This is a genomic window from Aeromicrobium sp. Leaf289 (genome assembly GCF_001423335.1).
Taxonomy (GTDB): domain Bacteria; phylum Actinomycetota; class Actinomycetes; order Propionibacteriales; family Nocardioidaceae; genus Aeromicrobium.
Window position 1 is genome coordinate 764,206 of sequence record NZ_LMNK01000001.1, and the last position, 22,918, is coordinate 787,123.

At 72.2% G+C, this 22,918-nt stretch carries 20 protein-coding genes; 9 read left to right on the forward strand and 11 right to left on the reverse strand.

Annotation, left to right across the window (positions count from 1 at the left end; translation table 11 throughout):
* Positions 1 to 7: 7 nt before the first annotated feature.
* Positions 8 to 1,093, reverse strand: coding sequence for a ferredoxin reductase (locus ASF37_RS03635; protein ID WP_156364740.1), 1,086 nt, complete (start codon positions 1,091 to 1,093; stop codon positions 8 to 10).
* Between the two features lie 248 nt (positions 1,094 to 1,341).
* On the opposite strand from ASF37_RS03635, the gene ASF37_RS03640 reads away from it, so the two are divergent.
* Both ASF37_RS03640 and ASF37_RS03645 read left to right on the forward strand, forming a co-directional pair.
* Positions 1,342 to 2,163 carry an alpha/beta fold hydrolase gene (locus ASF37_RS03640; protein ID WP_056579116.1) on the forward strand — a complete coding sequence of 274 codons (822 nt, stop codon included), beginning with the start codon at positions 1,342 to 1,344 and terminating at the stop codon, positions 2,161 to 2,163.
* Positions 2,164 to 2,396: 233 nt separating this feature from the next.
* Positions 2,397 to 5,792, forward strand: coding sequence for a S8 family serine peptidase (locus tag ASF37_RS03645; RefSeq protein ID WP_082506359.1), 3,396 nt, complete (start codon positions 2,397 to 2,399; stop codon positions 5,790 to 5,792).
* A 3-nt stretch (positions 5,793 to 5,795) separates the two neighbouring features.
* On the opposite strand, the gene ASF37_RS03650 is transcribed toward ASF37_RS03645, so the two are convergent.
* The 6 genes from ASF37_RS03650 to ASF37_RS03675 all read right to left on the reverse strand — a co-directional run bounded on the left by ASF37_RS03650 (position 5,796) and on the right by ASF37_RS03675 (position 12,229).
* Positions 5,796 to 6,194 carry a hypothetical protein gene (locus tag ASF37_RS03650; RefSeq protein ID WP_056579117.1) on the reverse strand — a complete coding sequence of 133 codons (399 nt, stop codon included), beginning with the start codon at positions 6,192 to 6,194 and terminating at the stop codon, positions 5,796 to 5,798.
* Positions 6,191 to 6,946: a cyclase family protein gene (locus ASF37_RS03655; protein ID WP_056579118.1), complete on the reverse strand. Its 756-nt coding sequence runs from the start codon at positions 6,944 to 6,946 to the stop codon at positions 6,191 to 6,193. The genes ASF37_RS03650 and ASF37_RS03655 overlap by 4 nt, the downstream gene beginning before the upstream one ends.
* A 138-nt stretch (positions 6,947 to 7,084) precedes the next feature.
* Positions 7,085 to 10,012 carry a UPF0182 family protein gene (locus tag ASF37_RS03660; protein ID WP_056579119.1) on the reverse strand — a complete coding sequence of 976 codons (2,928 nt, stop codon included), beginning with the start codon at positions 10,010 to 10,012 and terminating at the stop codon, positions 7,085 to 7,087.
* A gap of 63 nt (positions 10,013 to 10,075) precedes the next feature.
* Positions 10,076 to 10,639: a PPA1309 family protein gene (locus ASF37_RS03665; RefSeq protein WP_200914528.1), complete on the reverse strand. Its 564-nt coding sequence runs from the start codon at positions 10,637 to 10,639 to the stop codon at positions 10,076 to 10,078.
* Entirely contained in the window at positions 10,630 to 11,751 is a 1,122-nt protein-coding gene (locus ASF37_RS03670; RefSeq protein ID WP_055966672.1) for a PDZ domain-containing protein, read from the reverse strand. The genes ASF37_RS03665 and ASF37_RS03670 overlap by 10 nt, the downstream gene beginning before the upstream one ends.
* Positions 11,752 to 11,806: 55 nt before the next feature.
* Positions 11,807 to 12,229: a molybdenum cofactor biosynthesis protein MoaE gene (locus ASF37_RS03675; protein WP_055966669.1), complete on the reverse strand. Its 423-nt coding sequence runs from the start codon at positions 12,227 to 12,229 to the stop codon at positions 11,807 to 11,809.
* A gap of 108 nt (positions 12,230 to 12,337) precedes the next feature.
* On the opposite strand from ASF37_RS03675, the gene ASF37_RS03680 reads away from it, so the two are divergent.
* Positions 12,338 to 13,807, forward strand: coding sequence for a zinc-dependent metalloprotease (locus ASF37_RS03680; RefSeq protein ID WP_056579120.1), 1,470 nt, complete (start codon positions 12,338 to 12,340; stop codon positions 13,805 to 13,807).
* Positions 13,804 to 14,358 (forward strand): NUDIX hydrolase, encoded by a 555-nt coding sequence (locus ASF37_RS03685; protein WP_055966662.1) that lies wholly within the window; start codon positions 13,804 to 13,806, stop codon positions 14,356 to 14,358. Before ASF37_RS03680 ends, ASF37_RS03685 begins: the two co-directional genes overlap by 4 nt.
* Here the strand turns inward: ASF37_RS03685 and ASF37_RS03690 are convergent.
* On the reverse strand, positions 14,312 to 14,803 hold the full coding sequence (locus ASF37_RS03690) for a M48 family metallopeptidase (protein ID WP_235499945.1): 492 nt from the start codon (positions 14,801 to 14,803) through the stop codon (positions 14,312 to 14,314). The two genes, ASF37_RS03685 and ASF37_RS03690, sit on opposite strands and share 47 nt — an antisense overlap.
* A gap of 484 nt (positions 14,804 to 15,287) precedes the next feature.
* Here ASF37_RS03690 and ASF37_RS17435 point away from each other — a divergent pair, with 484 nt between their 5' ends.
* The 3 genes from ASF37_RS17435 (at position 15,288) to ASF37_RS03700 (ending at position 17,740) form a co-directional block, all read left to right on the forward strand.
* Positions 15,288 to 15,446, forward strand: a complete 159-nt coding sequence (locus ASF37_RS17435) for a DUF5679 domain-containing protein (RefSeq protein WP_164468777.1) — start codon at positions 15,288 to 15,290, stop codon at positions 15,444 to 15,446.
* A gap of 191 nt (positions 15,447 to 15,637) precedes the next feature.
* Positions 15,638 to 16,327: a hypothetical protein gene (locus ASF37_RS03695; protein WP_056579122.1), complete on the forward strand. Its 690-nt coding sequence runs from the start codon at positions 15,638 to 15,640 to the stop codon at positions 16,325 to 16,327.
* A gap of 24 nt (positions 16,328 to 16,351) precedes the next feature.
* A complete protein-coding gene (locus tag ASF37_RS03700) occupies positions 16,352 to 17,740 on the forward strand; it encodes an AarF/ABC1/UbiB kinase family protein (protein ID WP_082506361.1) in 1,389 nt (462 codons plus the stop codon).
* 55 nt (positions 17,741 to 17,795) lie between these two features.
* On the opposite strand, the gene ASF37_RS03705 is transcribed toward ASF37_RS03700, so the two are convergent.
* Positions 17,796 to 18,443 (reverse strand): LysE/ArgO family amino acid transporter, encoded by a 648-nt coding sequence (locus ASF37_RS03705; protein WP_056579172.1) that lies wholly within the window; start codon positions 18,441 to 18,443, stop codon positions 17,796 to 17,798.
* A gap of 70 nt (positions 18,444 to 18,513) precedes the next feature.
* On the opposite strand from ASF37_RS03705, the gene ASF37_RS03710 reads away from it, so the two are divergent.
* The gene (locus tag ASF37_RS03710; protein WP_056579123.1) at positions 18,514 to 19,431 is read left to right on the forward strand and encodes a LysR family transcriptional regulator ArgP; all 918 of its coding nucleotides are present in this window, start codon (positions 18,514 to 18,516) and stop codon (positions 19,429 to 19,431) included.
* Here the strand turns inward: ASF37_RS03710 and ASF37_RS03715 are convergent.
* Positions 19,389 to 21,431: an ATP-dependent DNA helicase UvrD2 gene (locus ASF37_RS03715; RefSeq protein ID WP_055966642.1), complete on the reverse strand. Its 2,043-nt coding sequence runs from the start codon at positions 21,429 to 21,431 to the stop codon at positions 19,389 to 19,391. The two genes, ASF37_RS03710 and ASF37_RS03715, sit on opposite strands and share 43 nt — an antisense overlap.
* Before the next feature lie 173 nt (positions 21,432 to 21,604).
* Here ASF37_RS03715 and ASF37_RS03720 point away from each other — a divergent pair, with 173 nt between their 5' ends.
* Positions 21,605 to 21,850, forward strand: a complete 246-nt coding sequence (locus ASF37_RS03720; protein WP_055966639.1) for a mycoredoxin — start codon at positions 21,605 to 21,607, stop codon at positions 21,848 to 21,850.
* A 179-nt stretch (positions 21,851 to 22,029) separates the two neighbouring features.
* Here ASF37_RS03720 and nudC read toward each other — a convergent pair whose 3' ends face one another.
* Positions 22,030 to 22,905: an NAD(+) diphosphatase gene (gene nudC, locus ASF37_RS03725; protein WP_056579124.1), complete on the reverse strand. Its 876-nt coding sequence runs from the start codon at positions 22,903 to 22,905 to the stop codon at positions 22,030 to 22,032.
* Between the last annotated feature and the right edge of the window lie 13 nt (positions 22,906 to 22,918).

Here is a 22,918-nt window from a genome sequence, read left to right on the forward strand (position 1 = left end):
TCTCTCCTCAGATCTTGAGCGTGCAGTCGGTGGCGGCGACGCTGATGCAGGTCTGCACGTACTCGCCCTCGGTGTGCTCGTCGCCGCTGCGCAGGTCCTTCACGCGACCGGACAGCAGCGGGACGTCGCAGGTGTGGCAGATCCCCATGCGGCAGCCGAACAGCATGTTGACGCCGGCCTTCTCGCCCGCCTCGAGCAACGTCGTGGCCCCATCGGCCTCGATGCTCTTGCCGGTGTCGCCGAAGGTGATGGTGCCGCCCTCGGCGTCGGTCTCGGTGGCGCCGAGCGTGAAGCGCTCGACGTGCAGCTCGTCCTCGCGGCCGAGCTTCTCGTAGTGCTCGACGATCGCGTCGAGCATGGGCTGCGGACCACACGCCCACGTCTCGCGCTCCGCCCAGTCCGAGCAGATGTCGCCGAGCTGGTCGGGGGTCAGGAAGCCGTCGGTGTCGGTGAACCGCTCGTAGAACGTGAACGACTCCCGCTTCTGGGCCAGCTCGCGCAGCTCGTCGAGGAACATCATGTCGTCCTCGTCGACCGCGGAGTAGGCGAGGAAGACGTCGGGCATGGAGTCGCGGCGGTCGAGGGTGCGCAGGATCGACATCACCGGGGTGATTCCGCTGCCGCCCACCACGAACAGCACGCGCTCCGGCGGCGGGTCTGGGAGGACGAAGTCCCCCTGCGGCGACTCGAGCCGCACGATGGTGCCCGGCTCGAGCCCGCTCACGAGGTGCTCGGACAAGAAGCCCTCGGGCATCGCCTTGACCGTGATGGCCACCGTGCCCTCGGAGCGGACCGGGGCCGACGACAGCGAGTACGAGCGCCAGTGGAAGCGGCCGTCGATCTCGACGCCGATGCCGATGTACTGGCCGGGGTGGAAGTCGAAGGACCAGCCCCACCCGGGCTTGATGACCAGGGTCGCCGACCGCTCCGTCACCTGCTCCACCCGCTCCACCCGGCCGCGGAGCTGACGTGCGGACCACAACGGGTTGATGAGCTTGAGGTAGTCGTCGGGGTGCAGGGGCGTCGTGAGCGCCTTGCCGACGCTGCGCACCCGCCGCAGCACCGGCGACTTCTCGATCAGTGAGTCAGCCACCTCGGACCTGCCTCCCCCGCACCTCGCGGACGCCAGTCGATCGACGCACTGTGGTGTGCGTCACGGCGAGCGTACGTCCGTTCCGGACGACGTGCGCGTCTTCGTCGCCGACCCGTCCCACAGAGTGAGAACACGAGTTACCACGTGCACGATGAGAATGTGCACGTTCGAGTTGCGACGATGAACGCACGAGCAAGAATTGAACACGTTCAGAGCGCACGATCCCCGACACCCACGGAGGCACCAGCATGAGCACGCTCGAGTCCAACGGCATCCAGATCGAGTACACCGACCACGGCGGCGACGGTCGACCGGTCGTCCTGATCCACGGCTGGCCCCTGAGCGGCGCATCCTGGTCCGAGCAGGTACCCGCCCTGACCGCCTCCGGCTACCGCGTCATCACCTACGACCGTCGTGGGTTCGGCGCCAGCGACAAGCCCGAGACCGGCTACGACTACGACACCTTCGCCGAGGACCTGGCCGGGCTGCTCGAGCAGCTCGAGGTCACCGACGCCACGCTCGTCGGCTTCTCGATGGGCGGTGGCGAGGTCGCCCGCTACCTCGGCGCCCGCGGGTCCGAGCGCATCCGCTCGGCCGTGTTCGCCGGAGCCGTCCCGCCGTTCCTGCTCAAGACCGACGACAACCCCGACGGCGGCCTCGCCCAGGAGGACGTCGACGGCATGAAGCAGGGCGTCGAGTCAGGCCGCGAGGCGTTCCTCGACGGGTTCACGACCGACTTCTTCAGCGCGAACGGTGAGCTCAAGGTCACCGAGGAGCAGCGCCAGGAGGCGATCGCCCTCGTCGAGCCCGCCAGCACCACGGCGATGCTCGGCTGCATCGACGCCTTCGGCACCACCGACTTCCGGGCCGACCTGGAGAAGATCGACGTCCCGGTCCTGGTCGTCCACGGCGATGCCGACGGCATCGTCCCCTTCGAGGTCTCCGGCAAGCGCACCGGCGAGACGGTCAAGGACGCCACCGTCCACGTCGTGGCCGACGGCCCGCACGGGTTCAACGTCAGCCACGCCGACGAGCTCAACCGCGTGCTCCTGGAGTTCCTGCAGCGCTGAGACCCGCAGGACCCCGCATCCGAAGCCCCTTCCGTCCACACGGGAGGGGCTTCGTGCCGCCTGCGGACCATGGTGACGATCCGGTGAAGTGCCGTTGCGAGCGCCAAGTGCCTCTGGCGCACCCGGCCGTCCGGGGTGAGACTGGGCAGGCACGTCGCGCCCCACGGGCAGACGTGCCTCGTCCCACGGGGGGACGCCGGGCCTCGGCCCGGATGTAGAGAGGACGCACCACCTTGCGCACACGTCGCACACCTCTGCTCCGAGCAGGAGCAGCATCCACCATCGCCCTCGCCCTCGCCGTCACCTCGGCGAGCACGGCGGGCGCCGCCACCGACGATCCACGGGCCAAGCTCGACAAGGCTCCCGAGCGGACCGTCCAGACCGACGAGGTGAAGGACGCTCCCGCGTCCGACAAGCTCGGCCAGGCCGACCGCGAGCTCCTCGCCGACGCCCGCAGCGACGGCGCGAAGCGCGTGACCGTCATGATCGCTACCGAGCGCAAGGCCACCAAGGCCGTGGTCGACTCGTTGGAGTCCGCCGGCGCCTGGGTCGGCCGGGTCGACGACAAGCTCGGCTACGTCCGGGCCAGCGTCCCCACCTCCCGCGTCGAGAAGGTCGCCGCGCTCTCCAAGGTCGACGCCGTCGACCTCGACGAGACCATCCCGATCGACGACCCGCAGCCCGGCAAGACCTCCACCGCCGGCTCCGCGCCGTCCACGGCGCCCGGCAAGGGCACCCCCGACGCCAACCCCTACATGCCCACCCGTGAGACCGGCACCGTCGACTTCAAGAAGAAGAACCCGAGGTACGACGGCCGCGGCGTCACGATCGGCGTCATCGACTCCGGCGTGGACCTCGACCACCCGGCCCTGCAGAAGACGACCACCGGCGACCGCAAGATCGTCGACTGGGTCACCGGCACCGACCCGGTGCTCGACAGCGACGGCACCTGGCGCCCCATGGTCACCGAGGTCAGCGCCGCTCCGACGTTCTCCTACGCGTCGGCCACCTGGACCGCGCCGCGCTCCGGCGACTTCCGCGTCAGCCGGTTCAGCGAGAGCATCACCGCCGGCAGCGAGCCGGGCGGCGACGTGAACCGCGACGGCGACACGACCGACCAGTTCGGCGTGCTCTACGACACCTCGACCAACGACATCTGGGTCGATGCGAACCAGGACCGCACCTTCACCGACGCCGAGAAGATGCGCCCCTACAAGGAGGCGTTCCAGGTCGGCCACTTCGGCACGGACACGAAGGGCACCGACGTCGTCGAGTCCATGCCGTTCGTCGTCGAGTTCCGCGAGGACGTGAGCCTCGCGCCGTACGGCCTGCCCGGCACGGCCGACTTCGTCAACATCGGCATCGTCGAGGACGCCCACGGCAGCCACGTGGCCGGCATCGCCGCCGCGAACTCGATGTTCGGCGGCGACATGGACGGTCAGGCCCCCGGCGCGAAGATCGTGTCGTCCCGTGCCTGCACGTGGGGTGGCGGCTGCACGTCCGCGGCCCTGCTCGACGGCATGGTCGACCTCGTCACCAACCGCGGCGTCGACGTGGTCAACATGTCCATCGGCGGGCTGCCGGCGCTCAACGACGCCAACAACGCCCGCGCGACGGTCTACGACCGGCTCATCGACGACTACGGCGTGCAGCTGTTCATCTCGGCCGGCAACAGCGGCCCGGGCCTCAACACGATCGGTGACCCGTCGGTCGCCGGCAAGGTCGTGAGCGTCGCCTCCTCGATCTCCAAGGAGACCTGGAAGTCCAACTACGGCTCGGTCGTCTCGGCGCCGCTGGCCCTGCACCCGTTCTCGTCGCGGGGACCGACGGAGTCCGGCGGCTTCAAGCCGAACATCTCCGCACCTGGCTCGGCGATCTCGACGGTGCCGCAGTGGCTCAAGCAGCCCGACCTCGCCGAGGCCGGCTACACGCTGCCCGTCGGGTACGCGATGTTCAACGGCACCTCGATGGCGTCGCCCCAGGCCGCCGGCGCCGCAGCCGTGCTCCTGTCGGGGACCTTCGCCAAGGAGATCCCCGTGACCCCGAAGCGTCTGCGCGACGCCCTGTACAGCGCGGCCAAGCCCTTCAAGGGTGAGTCCGTCGCCGGTCAGGGCACCGGCCAGCTCGACGTCGCGGGTGCCTGGAAGCTGCTGCAGAAGAAGGCGACCACGGCTGACTACACGACCGACGCACCGGTCTGCACCCCGCTGTCGGACTTCCTGGCCAAGCCGGGACGCGGGACGGGCGTCTACAACCGCTGCGCCGCGGGTGAGGGCGGACAGGTGCTGAAGAAGGCCAAGGCCTACACCGTGAAGGTCACCCGCACGTCGGGCACGGCCAAGTCGGTCAAGCACCGGGTGAGGATCGTCGGCAACGACGGCACCTTCAAGGCGCCCAAGACGATCTCGCTCGCCAAGGGCAAGGCCGCCACGCTCAAGGTCACGGCCACCACGAAGAAGCAGGGTGCCCACGCGGCCATCGTCGAGATCGACGACCCGGCCACCCCGGTGGTCGACCACCGCGTGATGGTTACGGTCGTGCAGTCGTCGGCCCTGGCCAAGCCTGCGTTCTCCCAGGAGAGCCGCGGCACGGTCGAGCGGAACCGTTCCACGTCGTACTTCGTGACGGTCCCCGAGGGCTCGAAGGCCCTGCAGGTGAACCTGTCGGGCATCGCGACCCGCAGCCAGACGCGGTTCATCGCGATCAACCCGTACGGCGTGCCGGTCGACTCGACGGCGTCCACCGCCTGCTACACCAACTTCAGCGACGCCAAGGCCTGCAAGCCGACGTCGCGAAGCTACGCCGACCCGCTGCCGGGTGTGTGGGAGATCGAGGTGGAGTCGCGCCGCACGTCGCCGCTGCTCGAGAACCCGTTCACGCTGACGGCCGCGGCCCAGGGCATCACGGTCGAGCCGGCAACCCAGGACGTCGCTCCAGCGGCCGACGGTGGCCCGATCGACCTGGCCTGGACGCTGAAGAACGAGTTCGGCGCCGTGGCGGTCACCCCGCGCGGCGGCGACCTGGGCAGCGCCCTGTCGGAGCGCAAGAGCATCGACGACGGTGACCAGCAGTCGTACGAGGTCGAGGTGCCCGAGGGTGCCTCGAGCCTGACGGCGACGATCGGCAGCACGTCCGACGCCGGTGCCGACCTCGACCTGACGGTCCTCGGACCCGACGGCTCGCAGGCCGGTCAGTCCGCCGACGGCGACTCCGAGGAGTCGGTAACCCTCGAGGCGCCCGACGCCGGCACCTACACCGTCGTGGTCGACGGCTACGCGGTGCCGACCGGCACCACGGAGTACGACTACCTCGACGTGTTCTACTCCGGCGGCCTCGGCACGCTCGACGTCGACGGTGGCGAGCTCCAGCTGGCTCGCGGTGCCACCGCGGAGGTGACGGGGTCGCTGACCGCGACCGCGGAGCCCACGAACGGGCGTGTCCTGTTCGGCGAGATGCAGGTCGTCTCGTCCGAGGGCGCGGTGCTCGGCAGCGGGTCGGTGCGGGTCACCGGCTCGGAGCCCGAGCCGACACCGTCACCGACGCCGTCCGCCACGGGCTCGACCGCTCCGGCGGCACCGGCGACGGCGCAGCCGCTGAAGCCCAGCCCGGGCACGGCCGAGCAGGAGTAGCGCTCAGCCCCGCTCGACCTCGACGACGACGAGCACCGGTCCCTGCTGGCAGGTGGTGGTCGCGTCGGGGTCGGGCCGGCCCTTCACGGTGACGCGGTCGCCGGCCTCCAGGCCGGCGACCGCACCCGTGAGCACCCAGGTCCGTCCGGCAGCGGCCAGCGTGAGGCACCGGTCCTCGGGGGACCGCTCGACGACGCCGGTGACGCGCTGGCTGCCACCCGGCGGCTTCGCCGTGAGCGTCGGGTCCTCGGGGATCGGCGTGGTGGGACCCCTCTTCCCGGGAGTCGTCTCCTCGGGGACCGGGTCGTCGGGATCGGTCATGGAGCATCCCGCCGGGACGAGGACGATCCCGAGCACGCCGACCGCCAGCCCGGCGCGGGCGAGCCACCCGTCGATCGTCACGGTCTCGCTCTCGGCACCAGCGCGAAGACTCGAGCCGGGAAGCCCGAGCCGCCCTGCGGCTTGGGCCACGCCGCCACGACGAGCGCCCCGGCCGGCGGAACCTGGTCGAGGTGCGCCATGAGCTCGATCTGCCAGCGGTCCTGCTGCAGCAGGTACAGCTCGAGGCCGTAGTCACCGGCCGACGTGGAGCTGCCCGGGTCGGTGTCGGTGGTCTCGTGGCCGACGGCGGCCACCCCCACCCGCTCGACCAGGTGCTCGAGCACCTCGCGCGACCATCCCGGGTAGTGCGCCACGCCCTCCTCGTCGCGGTTGGCCATCGCGTCGTCGTCGGGCCACCGGCGGTGCCAGTCGGTCCGCAGGGCCACGAACGAGCCCTCCGGGACCGGGCCGTGCGCGGCCTCCCAGGCCTCGACGTCCTCGAGCCTCACGACGGTGTCGGGGTCGTCCACGACCCGCTCGGAGACGTCGATGACGACGAGCGGCAGGATCATCTGCTCGACGCCGATGAGGTCCAGCGTCCGCGCACCGTCGACGAAGTGCGAGGGCGGGTCCACGTGGGTGCCCCACTGCCCCACCAGCTCGTAGCGGTGCACGGCGAACCCGTCCCGCTCGACCTCGAAGACCTGGCTCCGCTGCTCGTCGGGGAAGACCGGGAAGTGCGGCTGGCCAGGATGGAAGGCGTGGGTCAGGTCGACGGACGCGCACTCCTCGCGCAGCCGGGCGTGCAGGTCCCACCACGGATACCGACTCATCGGTCCAGCCTCGCACGACAGGTCCCTCGGTGCCAGGCGCGAGGGCGGTCGGCTCGGGCTGCCGTCGACACACCGACGCACACCCCACGCACGGGACGACCCCGGGGCCCGCACGGCGGGCCCGGGGTCGTCTCGTCGTCACTCCTGGTTGCCGAGCGCGTCCTGCGCGTCCTGCACCGCAGCGTTCATCTGGTCGATGCGGCGCTGGTACTCGGCGAGGTCGCCCTCCTCCAGAGCCGTCTGGGCGGCCGAGTAGGCGGCCGAGGCGTCCTCGAGGTACTCCTGCGTGGTCTTGCCCTCCGTGGCCGGGGCGTCGCCGCCCCCGCCACCGGCGCCACCGCCGGCCTCATCCTCGTCCGGGTCGGGCACCGAGCCCGCCTCGAGACCGAGGGCCACCCTGAGCGCCTCGTCGAGGTTCTGGCCGAAGCCGACCTCCTCGCCGAAGGACGCCGCCACGAACTGCAGCACCGGGTAGGTGCCCTCGCTCGCCTGGCGCCGGATGTAGACCGGCTGGACGTAGAGCATCGCGTCGCCGACCGGCAGCGTGAGCAGGTTGCCGTTCAGGACCGTCGCGTCGGACTGGCGGAACTGCAGCAGCGCCTGCGTCACGCCACGGTCGGAGCTGAACTGGTTGGCGATCTGGCTCGGGCCCGGCACCTGCGTGTCGGACGGTAGCTGCAGGATCTGCATCGTGCCGTAGTCGTCGCTGGTCGCCTCGGAGTTGACCGACATGAACGCCGCCAGGTTCTGCCTGCTGTTGGGCAGGTAGACGCTCGTCAGCGAGAACGCGGGGTCCTCCGTGCCGGGGCGCGTCGTGGTGAGGAAGTACGGCGGCTGCTGCGCGCGCGTCTGGCCCGACGGCGTGGCCGGGTCCTCCGGCACGCGCCAGCGCTCGCCGTCCTCGTAGAAGGTCTGCGCGTCGGTCACGTGGTAGCGCTCGAGCACGTTGCGCTGGACCTTGAACAGGTCCACCGGGTAGCGCAGGTGCTCCAGCAGGCCCTCGCTGATCTCGGACTTCGGCTCCACGACACCGGGGAAGACCTTCATCCAGGTCTTGAGCACCGGGTCCTTCGCGTCCCACTGGTACAGCTTCACCGAGCCGTCGTAGGCGTCGACGACGGCCTTCACGGAGTTGCGCATGTAGTTCACGTTGTCCGTCGGCAGCGCCGCCTGCGCCGACCCCTGCGTGAGGGTGTCGTCGGTGGCCGTCCGCAGCGAGCGCCGCTCGCTGTAGGGGTAGCTGTTGCTCGTCGTGTAGGCGTCGACGATCCACACCACGCGGCCGTCGACGACGGCCGGGTAGGTGTCGCCGTCGACCGTCAGCCACGGCGCGACCTTCTCGACCCGGTCACGCGGGTGACGGTCGTAGAGGATCTTGGAGTTCTCGTTCACGCGGTTCGACAGCACGATGTTCGGCTCGGCGAACTTGAACGCGTACAGCGCCTTGCGGAACAGGTTGCCGACCGGCACGCCACCCTCGCCGTCGTACGTGTTCTGCGTGGCGTTCTCGGCTCCGTCGTCCTCGCCGGCCCCACCGCCGCGCGGGATGTCGACCTCGATCGGGTCGGCACCGTCAGGCCGTCCGACGATGGAGTACGACGGCGAGTTCTCGCCGAAGTAGATGCGCGGCGGCACCTCGGTCTCGATCTCGCCGACCGGCGGGATGTCCTTCTGCACCCACACGGGCTCGCCCTGCGCGCCACGCTGGTTGCCGCGCGCGGCGATGATGCCGTAGCCGTGGGTGTAGACCGTGTGGTCGTTGGCCCAGTTGCGCTGGGAGTCCTGCAGACCGTTCAGGAACAGCTCGCGGGCCGCGATGATGACGTCCTGCGGCGTCTCGTCGTCACCCAGCTTGTAGCGGTCGACGTCGAGCGTCTCGGGGACGGTGTAGTAGCCGCGCACCTGCTGCAGCTGCTCGAACGCCGGCGAGATGAGCGTCGGGTCGAGCAGTCGCGTGCTCACCCGCGACTCGGCCGAGGCGTTCAGCTCCTGCGGGGTGAGCGTCGTGGTGGCCGTGTAGTCCTCGGTCTCCACGTCGGCGATGTCGTAGGCCTCGCGGGTCGCCTCGATGTTGCGGGCGATGTACGGGCCCTCCTTGTCCGGCTCGGACGGGCGGACCTGGAAGGACTGCATGACGTAGGGCCACACGCCGCCGATGAGCACCGACGTGAGCAGCAGCAGACCCAGACCGACGCCCGGCAGCACCCAGGACTTGACGAAGGCCGCGGCGAAGAACAGCAGCGCGCACACGATCGCGACGCCGATGAGGATGTTGGCCGCCGGGATTCGCGCGTTCGCGTCGGTGAAGCCGATGCCGCTGAACAACCCGGAGTCGCCGACCGCGAGGTTGTAGCGGCCGAGCCAGTAGCCGAACGCGCGCAGCAGCACGCCGAAGCCGACGAGCACCGCCACGTGGACCTGCGCGGCACGGCTGAACTTCGGACCACGACCGGCGAACCGGATCCCGCCGAAGACGTAGTGCACGAACACCGTGACGAGCACGGCCACGACCACGAGCGCGAACAGGAAGGAGGACAGGAAGTTGAACCACGGCAGGTCGAAGACGAAGAAGCCGATGTCCTTGCCGAAGTGCGCGTCCTTCTCGCCGAAGGCCGTCCCGTGCCGCCACATCTGGAACGTCTCCCACCGCGACGAGGCCACCGACCCGGCGAACACGGTGAGCACGAGCGCCAGCACCACGAGGGCGGCGCGCTTCACCGGGTTGAGGGTCTGCTGGTACCGGAAGGCCGGGTCGTCACGGCGCATCGGGACCGAGTCCGGGCGCAGCCGGTACGCCAGCCAGGCGTTGGCCGCGACGACGAGCCCGAAGAACAGGCCGAACACCGCGAAGAGGCCGACGCGGTTGAGGATGATCGTGGTGAACACCCGCGAGTAGTCGACGGACGCGAACCAGAGCCGGTCGGTCCAGACCGTGGTGAAGATCGAGCCGAGGAAGAGCAGCGCGGCCAGGGTGACCAGGGTCGGCACCAGGACCTTGCGGCGTCGGTCCACGCCGCCGGGCGTCGGCTCGGGTCTCGGGCGGGGTGTTCCGAAGATGTCGCTCACGGGGCTCCAGGTCTGGGGTCCGGGGGTGGGGAAGGCGGTTCGGGGGTGGGCTCAGAGCCTACGTCAGGCACTCGCATCCAGGGTCCGGCGCAGTGCGTGCACCAGGCCCGGCACGAGGTCGGGCCCCTCGAGCAGCGGGGCGTCGTCGGGGGTGCGAGCACGCACCGCGCTGTGCCCACCTCCCTCACGGTCGACGGCCGCCACGAGCCGGACGTCCTTGCGCTCGGGATGCTGCGCCACCGCCTCGACCAGGGCGTCGGGGTCGTCGGGCAGGTCGGCCTCGGCCTCCGGGGGCAGCATGATCCGTTCGACGACGACGGCACAGCCGTCGACGGCGTCGGGCCACTCGATGCCCTCGAGCACGTCCTCGAGGGGACGACCGTCCTGCGGGAGCTCCTGCTCGATGGTCGTGAAGCCGTCGGGCGCGTCGCGCAGTGACACGGCGAGCTGCTCGGCCAGACCCGGCTCGGCCTCGACGAGGGCCGCCGTGCGCACGAGGGCGTACATGCGCGCGGGCTGGTCCCAGCCGTCCACGGCCACGTGTGCCTCGACCTCGAGGGCCACGAGGCGCAGCGGGGTCGAGGGCAGGGGCTCACCGGACGACTCCGGCGGTGGGGTCATCGACATGAGGCCACCTTCGCATCGGGATCCTCGGCGAGGGCCTCCAGGTCGGCGACGGCCTCCTTGAACGACGAGACCGAGACCAGGCGCAGGCCGTGGTCGGACCCGCGCGTCGCCTCCTCGCAGTTGCTCTTCGGCACCAGGAAGATCGTGGCGCCGGCCGCGGCCGCTCCGGCGATCTTCTGCTGCACTCCCCCGATCGGCCCGACCGTGCCGTCCGGGCTGAGGGTCCCGGTCCCGGCGATCGTGCGCCCGCCGGTGAGGGAGCCGGGGGTGAGCTGGTCGTAGATGGCGAGCGCGAACATCGTGCCGGCGCTCGGGCCGCCCACCTCGTCGCCGACGTTGTTCGAGACGTCGATCGGGAAGTCGTAGCGCGTGCCGAGGCTGACGCCGATGCGCGGGATCGCGGGATCCTTCGGGTCGGGGCGCGTGGCGAGGTCGAGGGTCCGCTCCTTGCCGTCCCTGACCACGTCCAGACGCACCGTCTCGCCGGGCTCGACCCGACCGACGGCCTCCACGACGGCCGTGGACGTCGGCGTCTCGCGGCCGTCGACGGCCGTGATCTCGTCCTCGCTCTCGAGGACACCGGCGGCCGCGCCGTCGTCGGCGACGTCGACGACCGCAGGCTCCTCGCCCACGGTGTAGCCGGCGGCGCGCAGGGCGACCACGAGCGAGCTGTCCTTCGAGCTCGTCAGCTGGGCCTGGCCCTCGCTGCGGGAGGCCTCGTCCGACTCACCGTCGGGGTAGACCACGTCGCGCGGGACGACCGCGATGTCGGGCTTGACGTACGCGCTGACGACGTCGCCGAGCGTGAGCCGGCTGTCGGCGCGGGTGACCGAGACGGTGGTGAAGTCGAGCGACCCGTCGACGGGATAGGTCTTGACGCCCTTGCCGAAGGTGAACATCTTCTCCCCGCCGATCTCGCCGAACGTGTCGAAGGCGGGACCGGGACGCAGCGTCACGTAGGGGGCCGGCAGCAGGAAGGCCACGCAGGTGAGCGCCACGAGGCTGACGCCGGCGACCAGCATCGTCGCGTAGCGACGGCCGAGGCGGTGCGCGGCATCCTGCTCGGGGTCGGCGCCGGGCGCCGCGTCGTCGGGTCTCACGTCCTCGGCCACGGCCCCACCCTAGGGTTCAGCGGCAAGCGCAGCAGATCGAGACGGGCCGCGACGATCAACAGGCCCCGACCCACGTGGCGTCGCCCGCGCCGAAGGTCTGGTGCTTCCACACCGGGACCTCGGCCTTGAGCTCGTCGATGAGTCGGCGCCCGGCGGCGAAGGCCTCTGCCCGGTGCCCGGCCGAGACCGCCACCACGACGGCCAGGTCCCCGATGGCGAGGTCGCCCACCCGGTGCACGGCGGCCACCGCGACGACGTCCTCCTCGTGCGCGACGCGCTCCGCGACCTCGCGCAGCTGCTGCACGGCGCTCGGGTGCGCGGAGTACTGGAGGGCTGCCACGTCGCGACCGTCGTCGTGGTCGCGGACCGTGCCCACGAACAGCGCCACCCCGCCCGCGGCGGGATCGCGCACCGCCTCGAACACCTCGTCGAGGCTCAAGGCGGTGTCGCGGACGTCGACGAGGCGGACCGAGCTCATGGACCCACGGTAGTGCGGTCCGCCCGAGCACGCCGACGGCCCCGGACCTCGAGACCACACCGCTGCGCGAGACGTCGAGGACGTGGGCCCTCTCGATACCCTGGCGTCATGGCCGACCATCCTGACGACCGCGACGACGCCGACGAGGACCCGCGGGACCCCCAGCCCGACAGCACGCCCGACGGCACGCCTGGCGGGGCGTCCAGGCAGCCCCGCTTCGGCCCGGAGCCCACCGGCCCCGGCTCTCCTGATCCCGGTCCTGCCGGCCAGAACCCCTTCGCCGGGACCCCGCTCGAGCAGATCTTCGGTGCCCTCGGCGGATCGATGGGCGGTGCTCCGGGTGCGGGCGGCCCGGCGGCCGGCTTCGGCGGCCAGACCCCGGACCTGAGCGCGCTCTTCGGCCAGATGCAGCAGATGTTCAGCGGAGCGGGATCGGACGGGTCCGTCGACTTCGGCACCGCCCGCGACGTGGCGCGCAAGGCCGTGGCCGCCGCCGGCCCCGACCCGGCCCCGCACGGGGGCCAGGTGGGCGCCGTCGCCGACGCGGTGCGCCTGGCCGAGTCCTGGCTCGACCGCGTCACCGACGTCCCCGCCGCCGCCACCTCGTCCGCCGCCTGGAGCCGCGCGGAGTGGATCGAGGCCACCGGCACGTCGTGGCGTCGCCTCGTCGAGCCGATCGCCGACAACGTCGTCGGCGCGATCGGTCAGGCCATCCCCGAGGAGGCCCGCGCGATGGCCGGACCCCTCATCGGCATCCTCAACCAGGCCGGCAGCGCCATGTTCGCCCAGCAGATCGGCCAGGGGCTCGCCGGACTCGCCACCGAGGTCCTGTCGTCCACCGACATCGGTCTGCCGATGGGCCCCCGCGGCGTGGCGGCCGTGCTGCCGCACAACGTGGCGGCCTTCGGCGAGGGCCTGGAGCACTCCCCGGCCGACGTGCTGCTCCACGTCACCCTCCGTGAGTGCGCGCACCACCGTCTGTTCGCCCACGCACCGTGGCTCGAGCAGGCCCTGGTCGGCGCGATCGACGAGTTCGGCAGCGGCACCCGGATCGACGTCGAGGCCATCGAGGCTCAGGTGCGCGAGATCGATCCCACCCGGCCCGAGGCGATCGCCGAGGCCATGCAGGGTGGGCTGTTCGAGCCCAAGCGCACGCCCGGCCAGCAGCACGCCGTCGATCGGCTCGAGACCTTGCTGGCCTTCGTCGAGGGCTGGGTCGACGAGGTCGTCGCGCAGGCCGCCGCCGACATGCCGTCGGCCCCGGCCCTCGCCGAGGCCGTCCGACGTCGTCGCGCCACCGGCGGGCCGGCCGAGCAGACCTTCGCCTCCCTGGTGGGGCTCGAGCTCCGCCCCCGGCGACTGCGCGACGCGGCCAACCTCTGGGCCGCCGTCCGCGACCGTCAGGGACCGGCGGCTCGCGACGCGGCCTGGACCCACCCCGACCTCATGCCCACGGCGGCCGACCTCGACGACCCGCTGGGCTTCGCCAGCGGCGAGACGGCCGACGACGGCTTCGACGCGGCGCTCGACGAGCTGCTGTCGCAGGAGCCCGACTCCTCGCCCGACGACGAGCGGTGAGCCTGCACACCAGCGCCGTCCACACCCTCGAGGCGTGGACGGCGCCCGACGGCGACCAGGAGGCGCTCCGCCTGCGGTACCTGGAGCACCTGGCGACAGCACCCGACGGCATGCTGCGCTCGTGCCGCCCCGACCATGTGACCGTGAGCGCCCTGGTGATCACGGCCGACGCCGAGCGCGTGCTGCTCGTGCGGCACGCCAAGGCCGGGTTGTGGCTGCAGACCGGCGGTCACTGCGAGCCGGAGGACGTCGACGTCGTCGGTGCCGGCGCTCGTGAGGCACTCGAGGAGACCGGCATCGAGGGGCTGCGGCTGGATCCCGTCCCGCTCAGGCTGTCGCGCCACGCCGTGCCGTTCTGCTCCCCCGGCGGACACCACCTCGACGTGCAGCTGCTCGCCGTGGCGCCGGTCGGGGCCGAGCCCGTGGTGGCCGAGGGCGAGGACCCGGTGCGCTGGTTCGGCGTGGACGAGGCCGTGGAGCCGACCGACGCCGACACGCTCGCCCTCATCGCTGCTGCCAGGACACGCCTTCGAGGAACCCCTCGGCCTTGACCGCGTGGGGGTAGCCCTCGAGGAGCGCCCAGAACCGCCGTGAGTGGTTGGCCTCCACGAGGTGCGCGAGCTCGTGCAGGACCACGTGGTCGACGACGTAGTCGGGCATGTCCCGGACCCGGTGGGAGATGCGGATGGCCCCGGTGGACGCAGTGCACGAGCCCCAGCGCGTGCTCTGGTTCGTGACCCACCGCACCGACGTGGGTCGGGCACGGCCCTCCAGGTACCGCTCGGAGAGCTCGAGCGCCCGCGTCATGAGGGCGGCGTCGCTGCGCGGTGACCGCTCGGCTCGGGCGTCGAGGCGCGCGACGAGACGGGCCACCTCCTCGCGCTCCTGCTCGGGGGTGAGGTGCGCCGGCACGAGCACGATCGTCCGGTCGCCGTCGCGGTACGCCTGGATGGTCCGCCGACGTCGCGCACTGCGCCTGATCTCCACCTCGCCCACGTCGAGCACGGTAGGGCACGACTCCACGGACGAGGATCTTTCCGTCCACAGGACCCCGGCCGCTCGCGTGGGACTCCGCGCAGGTCAGAGGGCTGGGCCGGCGGCTCGCCACCGGTACGTGCACCGTCCGACGGCGGTCTGTCCACCGGCCGTCCACACCCCTCTCCGGCGATCCCCACACGTTCCCCACAACCTTGTCCACAGGAGTGGACAACCAGTTCCGCAGATCGGTTGACGCCGACTCCCCCGACCCCTACGTTGTCCCTCAGCCGGGCTCCCGAACACGGTCCGCAGGGGAAGGCAGACCCCCTCGGGAGCCCGGCTGCTCCATGTCCGCCTCCGCCCCCCGCGAGCCCGGTTCGAAACCCGCCCCGGCGCCACCGTCCAGGCCCGCCGGGGACTCGCCCTGGCTGCGACCCGAGGCTCCCGGACCGAGTGGCCGCTAGAGTGCGTGTGACGAGCACCACACCCACGGGAGGCAGCCATGTCGGAGACCTGGAGCGGCGAGTTCTACTGCGTCAAGTGCAAGGACAAGCGCGAGGCCACGGGCGACGTCGTCGTCAGCGAGAAGGGCACCCGGATGGCGAAGGGCACCTGCCCGGAGTGCGGCACCAAGCTGAACCGCATCCTCGGCAAGGCCTGAGCCGAACCCTGCGCCGGCTCGGCCGCGTCCGCTGTGGACGTCGGCCTCGTCAGGTCCGGGTGCGCTCGGCAGGCTGGGGCCATGCAGCTGCGGCCCGTCCTGCCTCCCGGTGGCGACGTCGTCCGTCGGGACGCCCGCACCCTCGTGGTCGGTGGGCGGCCGGTGTCCTGGTTCCCGACCGGCCCGGACTCGTGCAGCTGCTGCGCCTGCTCGACGGGCGCGGGCTCGACGCGCTCGCCCGCCTGGCGTCGGAACGGGTGCCCGAGCTCGTCGACGACGTGACCGCCGTGGTCAACGAGCTCGTGGCGCGAGGAGCACTCGACCCGCACCCGCCCACTGCTCCCCCGGCACTCACGCTGCGCGTGCAGGCCTGGGGCGGCAGCCAGAGGGCGGCGGCTCTCGTCCGGACCGCCCTCGACGACCTCGGACTGCGCCCCGACCCGTCCGACGCGTCGGCGCTCCTCGTGCTGGTGGCGGCGGGCGAGCCGCCGCGCGGCTGGGTGGCGCGCGCCGTCGAGACCGGCGTGCCGGTCCTCCCGCTCGTGCTCGGTGACGACTGGGGGCGCCTGGGTCCGCTCACGCTCGCCGGTCGCACACCGTGCCTCGGCTGCCACGACGCGGCGCGTGCCGCGTGGGACCCGGCGTGGCGTGCCACGCTCCCCCAGCTCGGCCGGCCCCTCGTCCCGGCTCCACCACCTCGTCCGGCCACGAGCCTGGTGCTCCGGGCCGCCGCACTCGCGGCCGAGCAGACCCTCGCGTGGGCCGAGCGCCGTCGGCCCGAGACGGTGGGAGCGGTGCTGCACCTCGGTGGCAGGCGGCTCGAGCACGAAGCCGTCCTCGTCCACGAGGGCTGCACGAGCCTCCTGCACCGGGCCGAGTGAGGACGATCGACCTATCCTGAGGTCGTGACCCATGACGAGGACGAGGTCGAGCCCACCGACGGTGGTTCGAGCCGACGCTCGCGCTCGTCACTGCCTGTCGGTGCCTTCACGCGTGGGGCCAGGCTCGCGGCCCTCCCCGTGGGCTTCGCGGGGCGGACGGCCCTCGGCGTCGGACGTCGCATCGGCGGTGCTCCCGCCGACGCCGTGGTCACCGAGGTGCAGCGCCGCACCGCTGAGCAGGTGTTCACCGTGCTCGGTCAGCTCAAGGGCGGGGCGATGAAGGTCGGCCAGGCCATGAGCATCTTCGAGGCCGCCCTCCCCGAGGAGATCGCCGCGCCCTACCGCGAGACCCTCACCAAGCTCCAGGACGCCGCGCCGCCGATGCCCGTGGCCGTCGTGCACCGCCAGCTCGTCGCCGAGCTGGGCGAGGACTGGCGGGAGCGGCTCGTGGAGATCGGTGACCAGCCGGCCGCGGCCGCGTCCATCGGCCAGGTGCACCGCGGGCGCTGGCACGACGGCCGCGAGGTCGCCGTCAAGATCCAGTACCCGGGTGCGGCGAAGGCACTGCGGTCGGACCTGCGCCAGCTCTCGAGGATCTCGCGGCTCCTCGGTGTCCTCGCACCGGGCATCGACGTCAAGGCCCTCCTCGCCGAGCTGGAGGAGCGGGTGGTCGAGGAGCTCGACTACCGGCTCGAGGCCACGGCGCAGCAGCGCTTCCACGAGGAGTACCGCGACGACCCCGACCTCATGGTCCCGGCCGTCGTCGACGGCACCGAGCGCGTGCTCGTGAGCGAGTGGATGGAGAGCACGAGCTCGCTCGCCGAGCTGATCCGCTCCGGCAGCCAGGCCGACCGCGACCTCTACGGTTCGCGGTACGTGCGGTTCCTGCTCGCGAGCCCCGATCGCGTGGGCATGCTGCACGCCGATCCGCACCCCGGCAACTTCCGGATCCTGCCCGACAGGCGCCTGGGGATCGTCGACTTCGGTGCGGTCGCCCACCTCCCCGACGGGCTCCCCCGCGCCCTGGGACCGCTGCTCACGGCCGCCGTCTCCGGTGATGCCGAGGCGGTGACCGACGGTCTGCGCGGCGAGGGATTCCTGCGGCCCGGCACGAAGATCGACCCCGAGGTGATGGCCGCCTACGTCGCGCCGTTCGTCGAGCCCGCCGTGGCCGAGGAGTTCACCTTCTCGCGGGCCTGGCTGCGCGACCAGGCCACCCGAGTGGGTCTCGGCGGCGAGGGCATGTCGACGTCGCTGAAGATCAACCTGCCGCCGGAGTACCTGCTGATCCACCGGGTGTGGATCGGCGGCGTCGGCGTGCTCTGCCAGCTCGGTGCCACCGCCCCGTTCCGCTCGATCCTGGAGGAGTCCGTCCCGGGGTTCGTCCCCTCCTCGTGGGCACCGCCCGAGTGACCGGGCCCGGTCGACCCGGCTCGGCCCCACCGCCCTGAGGGATCCGTTCGACCCCTCAGCCTCCGACGACCAGCGTGACGGCCAGCACGAGCACCAGGCAGGCGATCACTCCGTCGAGGATCCGCCAGGCCCTCGCGTCCCGCAGCCATCGGCCGAGGTGCCGCGCCCCGTACCCGAGGCCACCGAACCAGAGCACGCTCGCCGTCATCGCGCCGACCGCGAACCAGAGGCGGCTCCCCCCGTGGGAGGCGGCCACCGAGCCGAGGAGCACCACCGTGTCGAGGTAGACGTGCGGGTTCAGCCACGTCAGCGCGAGGGCGGTCGCCGCCACGCGGGTGGCGGAGGAGCGGACCTTCAGCACCCCGGGGGCCCGGTCGGCGTCCGAGGACGCCGCTCCCGCGCCGACCTCGAGCGCCTCGCCGCTCGAGGACAGGGCCCGCCGTGCCGCGAGGACCGCGTACCCCGCCAGGAAGGCCGCGCCACCCCACCGCGCTGCGTCGACGAACCACGGCACGGCGTCGACCACGCGACCGAGGCCGGTCACGCCGACGCCGATGAGCACGAGGTCGGAGAGCGCGCACACGGCCACCACGAGGCCCACGTGCTCGCGGCGCAGGCCCTGGCGCAGCACGAACGCGTTCTGTGCGCCGATGGCCACGATGAGCGCGAGCCCGGTGCCGAGTCCCGCGAGAAGGCTGGTCATGACGTCCACGCTAGGGAGGATCGATCCTCAGGTACAGCGAAGAATCCTGCAGTGTCATTAGACTTGCTTCATGTGGACCGACCCCGTGGCCGCCTGGACCGTGGCGGCGGTCGTCGACGCCGGGACCTTCGACGCCGCGGCGCGTCAGCTGCACGTGACCCCGTCGGCGGTGAGCCAGCGGGTCAAGGCGCTCGAGCAGGCGCTCGGGCAGAGGCTGCTCGTCCGTAGCACTCCCGTCAGGGCGACCGATGCCGGCGAGGCCGTCCTGCGGTACGCCCGTCGTGTCGCCCTGCTGGACCAGGACGTCGCGACCGAGCTCGGTCTGACCGGCCCACGTCGACCGCACCTGGCGGTGGCCGTCAACGCCGACTCGCTGGCCACCTGGTTCCTCGATGCCCTGGCCGCGTTCACCGCCTCGCACGAGGTGGAGGTCGAGCTGCACCGCGAGGACCAGAGCCGGACCGCCGGGATGCTCGAGGACGGCACGGTCGTCGCGGCGATCACCGCGCAGAGCGACCCCGTTCCCGGGTGCCGTGTCGAACCGCTCGGTGCGATCGAGTACCGCGCCATGGCCGCGCCGTCGTGGGTCCGACGCTGGGCGCCGGACGGCGTCGACGCCGCGGCCCTCCGGCAGGCCCCGCGCGTCGACTACGACCGCACCGACACGCTCCAGCGGGACTGGCTCACCACGCGTGACGTCGATGCCGATGCCACGCCGCGCCACCTGGTCCCCTCGTCGCACGACTTCACCCGCGCGGTCGCGCTCGGCCTCGGCTGGGGCTTGGTGCCGCGACAGCACGCGCGGGAGCACCCGCTCCTGGTGGACCTGGGCGGTCCGACGATGCGCACCGTCCTGTGGTGGCAACGGTGGCGCACACCCTCGGCACTGCTCGACGGGCTCACCGACGCCGTGGTGGGGACCGCTCGCTCGACCCTCGCGCTCGGCTATTCCGACGCGCTGAGCACCGCCAGCACGCCCTCGCCGTAGCGCTCGCGCTTGGTCTGGCCGATGCCGGGGATGCCCACGAGTCCGCGCTCGTCGCGCGGGCGCAGCTCCACCAGCGCGAGCAGCGTGGCGTCGGTGAACACGACGTAGGCCGGCACCTTGGCCTCGGCCGCCTGCTCGCTCCGCCACTGCTTGAGCCGGTCGAACAGGGCGCGGTCGGCCGGGTCGAGCGCCTCGAGCTCGGTGTTGGTGCGCTTCTTGGGGCGCGGGCCCACCGTGCCGCCGCGGGACGGGTGGTCCGGCGGCAGCAGAGGATCGAGGAAGCGGGTGGGCTTGCGGCCCTGACGTCCGCCGGGCTTGCGGGCCCGCGACCAGGAGATCGTCAGGTGGCGGCGTGCGCGGGTGACGCCGACGTAGAACAGTCGGCGCTCCTCGGCCACCCCCTCGGGCGTGTCGGCGTGGACGATCGGGAGCATGCCCTCGTGCATGCCGACGCAGAACACGGCATCCCACTCCAGGCCCTTCGCGGCGTGGAGGGTGGCCAGCGTGACGCCCTCGGCCGTGGGTGCGTGCGACGCCTGGGCACGTCGTTCGAGGTCGGCCAGGAGATCGGCCAACGTGGCGTCACCGCGGGCCTCGGCGAGGTCGTCGGCCATGGTGACGAGCGCGTGCAGCGACTCCCACCGGTCGCGGGTGGCGCCGCTGCCGGACGGCGCCGTCTCGGTGTGGCCCATGCTCGCCAGCACCGCGCGCACCTCGTGGCCGAGACGTCCGTGGTCCGGTGACCCGGCATCGGTGGTGGCGTCGGTGCCGTCGTCGCCGGCTCGCGCCGCACCGCGCAGCAGCGTGACCGCCTGACGGACCTCGGCACGCTGGAAGTACCCCTCGACCCCGCGCAGGGTGACGGGGATGTCGCGCTCGCCGAAGGCCTCCTCGAACGCCTCGGACTGCGCGTTGATGCGGAACAGCACCGCCATCTCGCGGTACGGCACGCCCGAGCGGTGAAGACGCACGATCTCGTCGGCCACCGACGCGGCCTCGCTCGGCTCGTCGTTGTGGCCGAGGTAGCGGACGGGCTCCGCTGGCGCGGCCTGCGACTGCAGCGGTCGGCCGTGCGCCTCGCCCGCGGCCCCCTGGAACACCGCGTTCGCGACGGCCACCACCTGCGGCGTGGAGCGGTAGTTGCGCACCAGCTGGATCCGCTCGGCGTCGGGGTAGCGCTGCGCGAAGTCCCCGAGGATGCGCGGCGAGGCGCCGGCGAACGTGTAGATCGTCTGCCGCGGGTCACCCACGACGCACACGTCGTCGCGGCCACCGAGCCACAGGTCGAGCAGCGTGGACTGCAGCGGGTTGACGTCCTGGTACTCGTCGACCACGAACCAGCGGTACTGCCGTCGGACCTGGGCGGCGATGCGCTCGTCGTCGGCGAGGATCGCCGCGGTGATGAGCAGGATGTCCTCGAAGTCGATGCGCCCCCGCTCGCGCTTGACGTCCTCGTAGGCGCTCATGACGGCCGCGACGCGGGTGGGGTCGAGGTCGGCGACCTCGCGACCCCGGCGTCGTGCGACGTCGGGGTAGTCGGTGCCACGGACGTTGCTGACCTTGGCCCACTCCACCTCGGCAGCGAGGTCGCGGATGACGGCGTTGTCGGGGCGCCGGATGCCTTCGCGGTTGGCGGCCTCGGCGACCAGACCGAACTTGGAGGCGACGATCTCGGGGAGCTCGGTGCCGTAGACCTGCGGCCAGAAGTAGCGCGCCTGGCGCAGCGCGGCCGAGTGGAAGGTGCGCGCCTGCACCCCCGGCGCCTGCAGCTGCGCGAGGCGACCCCGCATCTCGCCGGCGGCGCGGGTCGTGAAGGTCAGGGCCAGCACCTCGGTGGGCACGTACAGGCCCGTGGCCACGCCGTAGGCGATGCGGTGGGTGATGGCCCGGGTCTTGCCCGTGCCGGCACCGGCCACGATGCAGACCGGCCCCCGCAGCGCGGTGGCGGCGGCCCGCTGCTCGGGGTCGAGGTTCTCCAGGAGGTCCTCGGGGGTGGGCAACGCACGCTCCTGCGGGTCGGTCGATGGTCGGTTCGGTGTGGTCGAGCTGGTGACGTCGAGCGGGTCGCTCGCGGGAGCCGGCGACCGCGCTCGCCACAGTGGGGAGGTGGAATGTCGCGGGGCGCGAGATCGTTGACTCGACAGGACCACCCTAGACGTCACAGGAGACAACGATGACCGGCGACTTCACCCTCTACTCGACCCCGTGGTGCGGCTACTGCCACCGCCTCAAGTCGCAGCTGCAGCGCGAGGGCATCACCAACTTCGCCGAGGTCGACATCGAGGCCCAGCCCGAGGCCGCAGCGGTGGTCGAGAAGGCCAACAACGGCAACCAGACCGTGCCCACGCTGGTCTTCGCCGACGGCACCGCCCTGACCAACCCCTCCGTCGCCCAGGTCAAGGCCCAGCTCGGCGTCTGAACCACCCCTGACTGCTCCTCGAAGCCCGAGCGGGCCACGAACCGACCCCACGGCGCGCGGCAGCGCGACGAGCAGGGCCGCGCGTCAGCGCGGGGAGCGATGGTGGCGACACCCGCGAGCCCTGCGAGCGGAGTCGCGACCGTTGCGCGCGGTTGCCGGCCGCGTGGGGTGTCGGCCGGTCAGAACCAGGCAGCCGGCAACGGCCCCTGGTACCACGTCTCGATGAGCCAGCTCGAGATCGAGACGCCGCTCGGAGGCAGCAGCAGCGTGCCGGCCTCACCCTGGGCGCGCAGCTCCTCGCGCGTGACCCACTGCGCCGCGCCGAGCTCCACACCGTCGACCTCGATGTCCGTGGTGACGGCCTTGGCGAAGAACCCGAGCATCAGGCTCGCGGGGAACGGCCACGGCTGGCTCCCGCCGTAGGCGACCTCGCCGACGACCACGCCGGCCTCCTCGTGGACCTCGCGCCGCACGGCGTCCTCGAGGCTCTCCCCCGGTTCCACGAAGCCCGCCAGCGTGGACCATCGCCCCTCGGGCCACGTCGCCTGGTGGCCGAGGAGGGCCCGGTCCCGGTCGTCGGTCACCAGCATGATCACGGCGGGATCCGTGCGCGGGAAGTGGTTCGTCCCGCACTGGGTGCAGTGCCGCAGGTGGCCCGCGGCCTGGACCTGCGTGGCCCCGCCACAACGGGGGCAGAAGGGGGTGGCGGCCAGCCACCGGGCCATGCCCACCGCGTGCACGGCCACCGACAGCTCGTCGGCGCTCAGCAGCGGCGCCAGCACCCGGACGCTGACCGGCACCAGGTCGGCGGGGACCCGGTCGACCACGACGGCTGCGCGGCGGACTCCGTCCTGCTCACCCAGGAAGATCCACGTGCCGTCGGGCGCCTCGTCGCGCGGGAGCCACCGCAGTGCGGGCCCGTCGACGGTGGCCACGTGCTCGCCGCCGAGCACCAGGACCTCGACGTCGGGGCCGTCCCACGCGTCGTGGGCACGCAGGTGGCCGGCACGGTCGTGGCGGGCGCGGTCGAAGGCGAACGGTGCGGGATCACTCACCCCGACAGCCTAG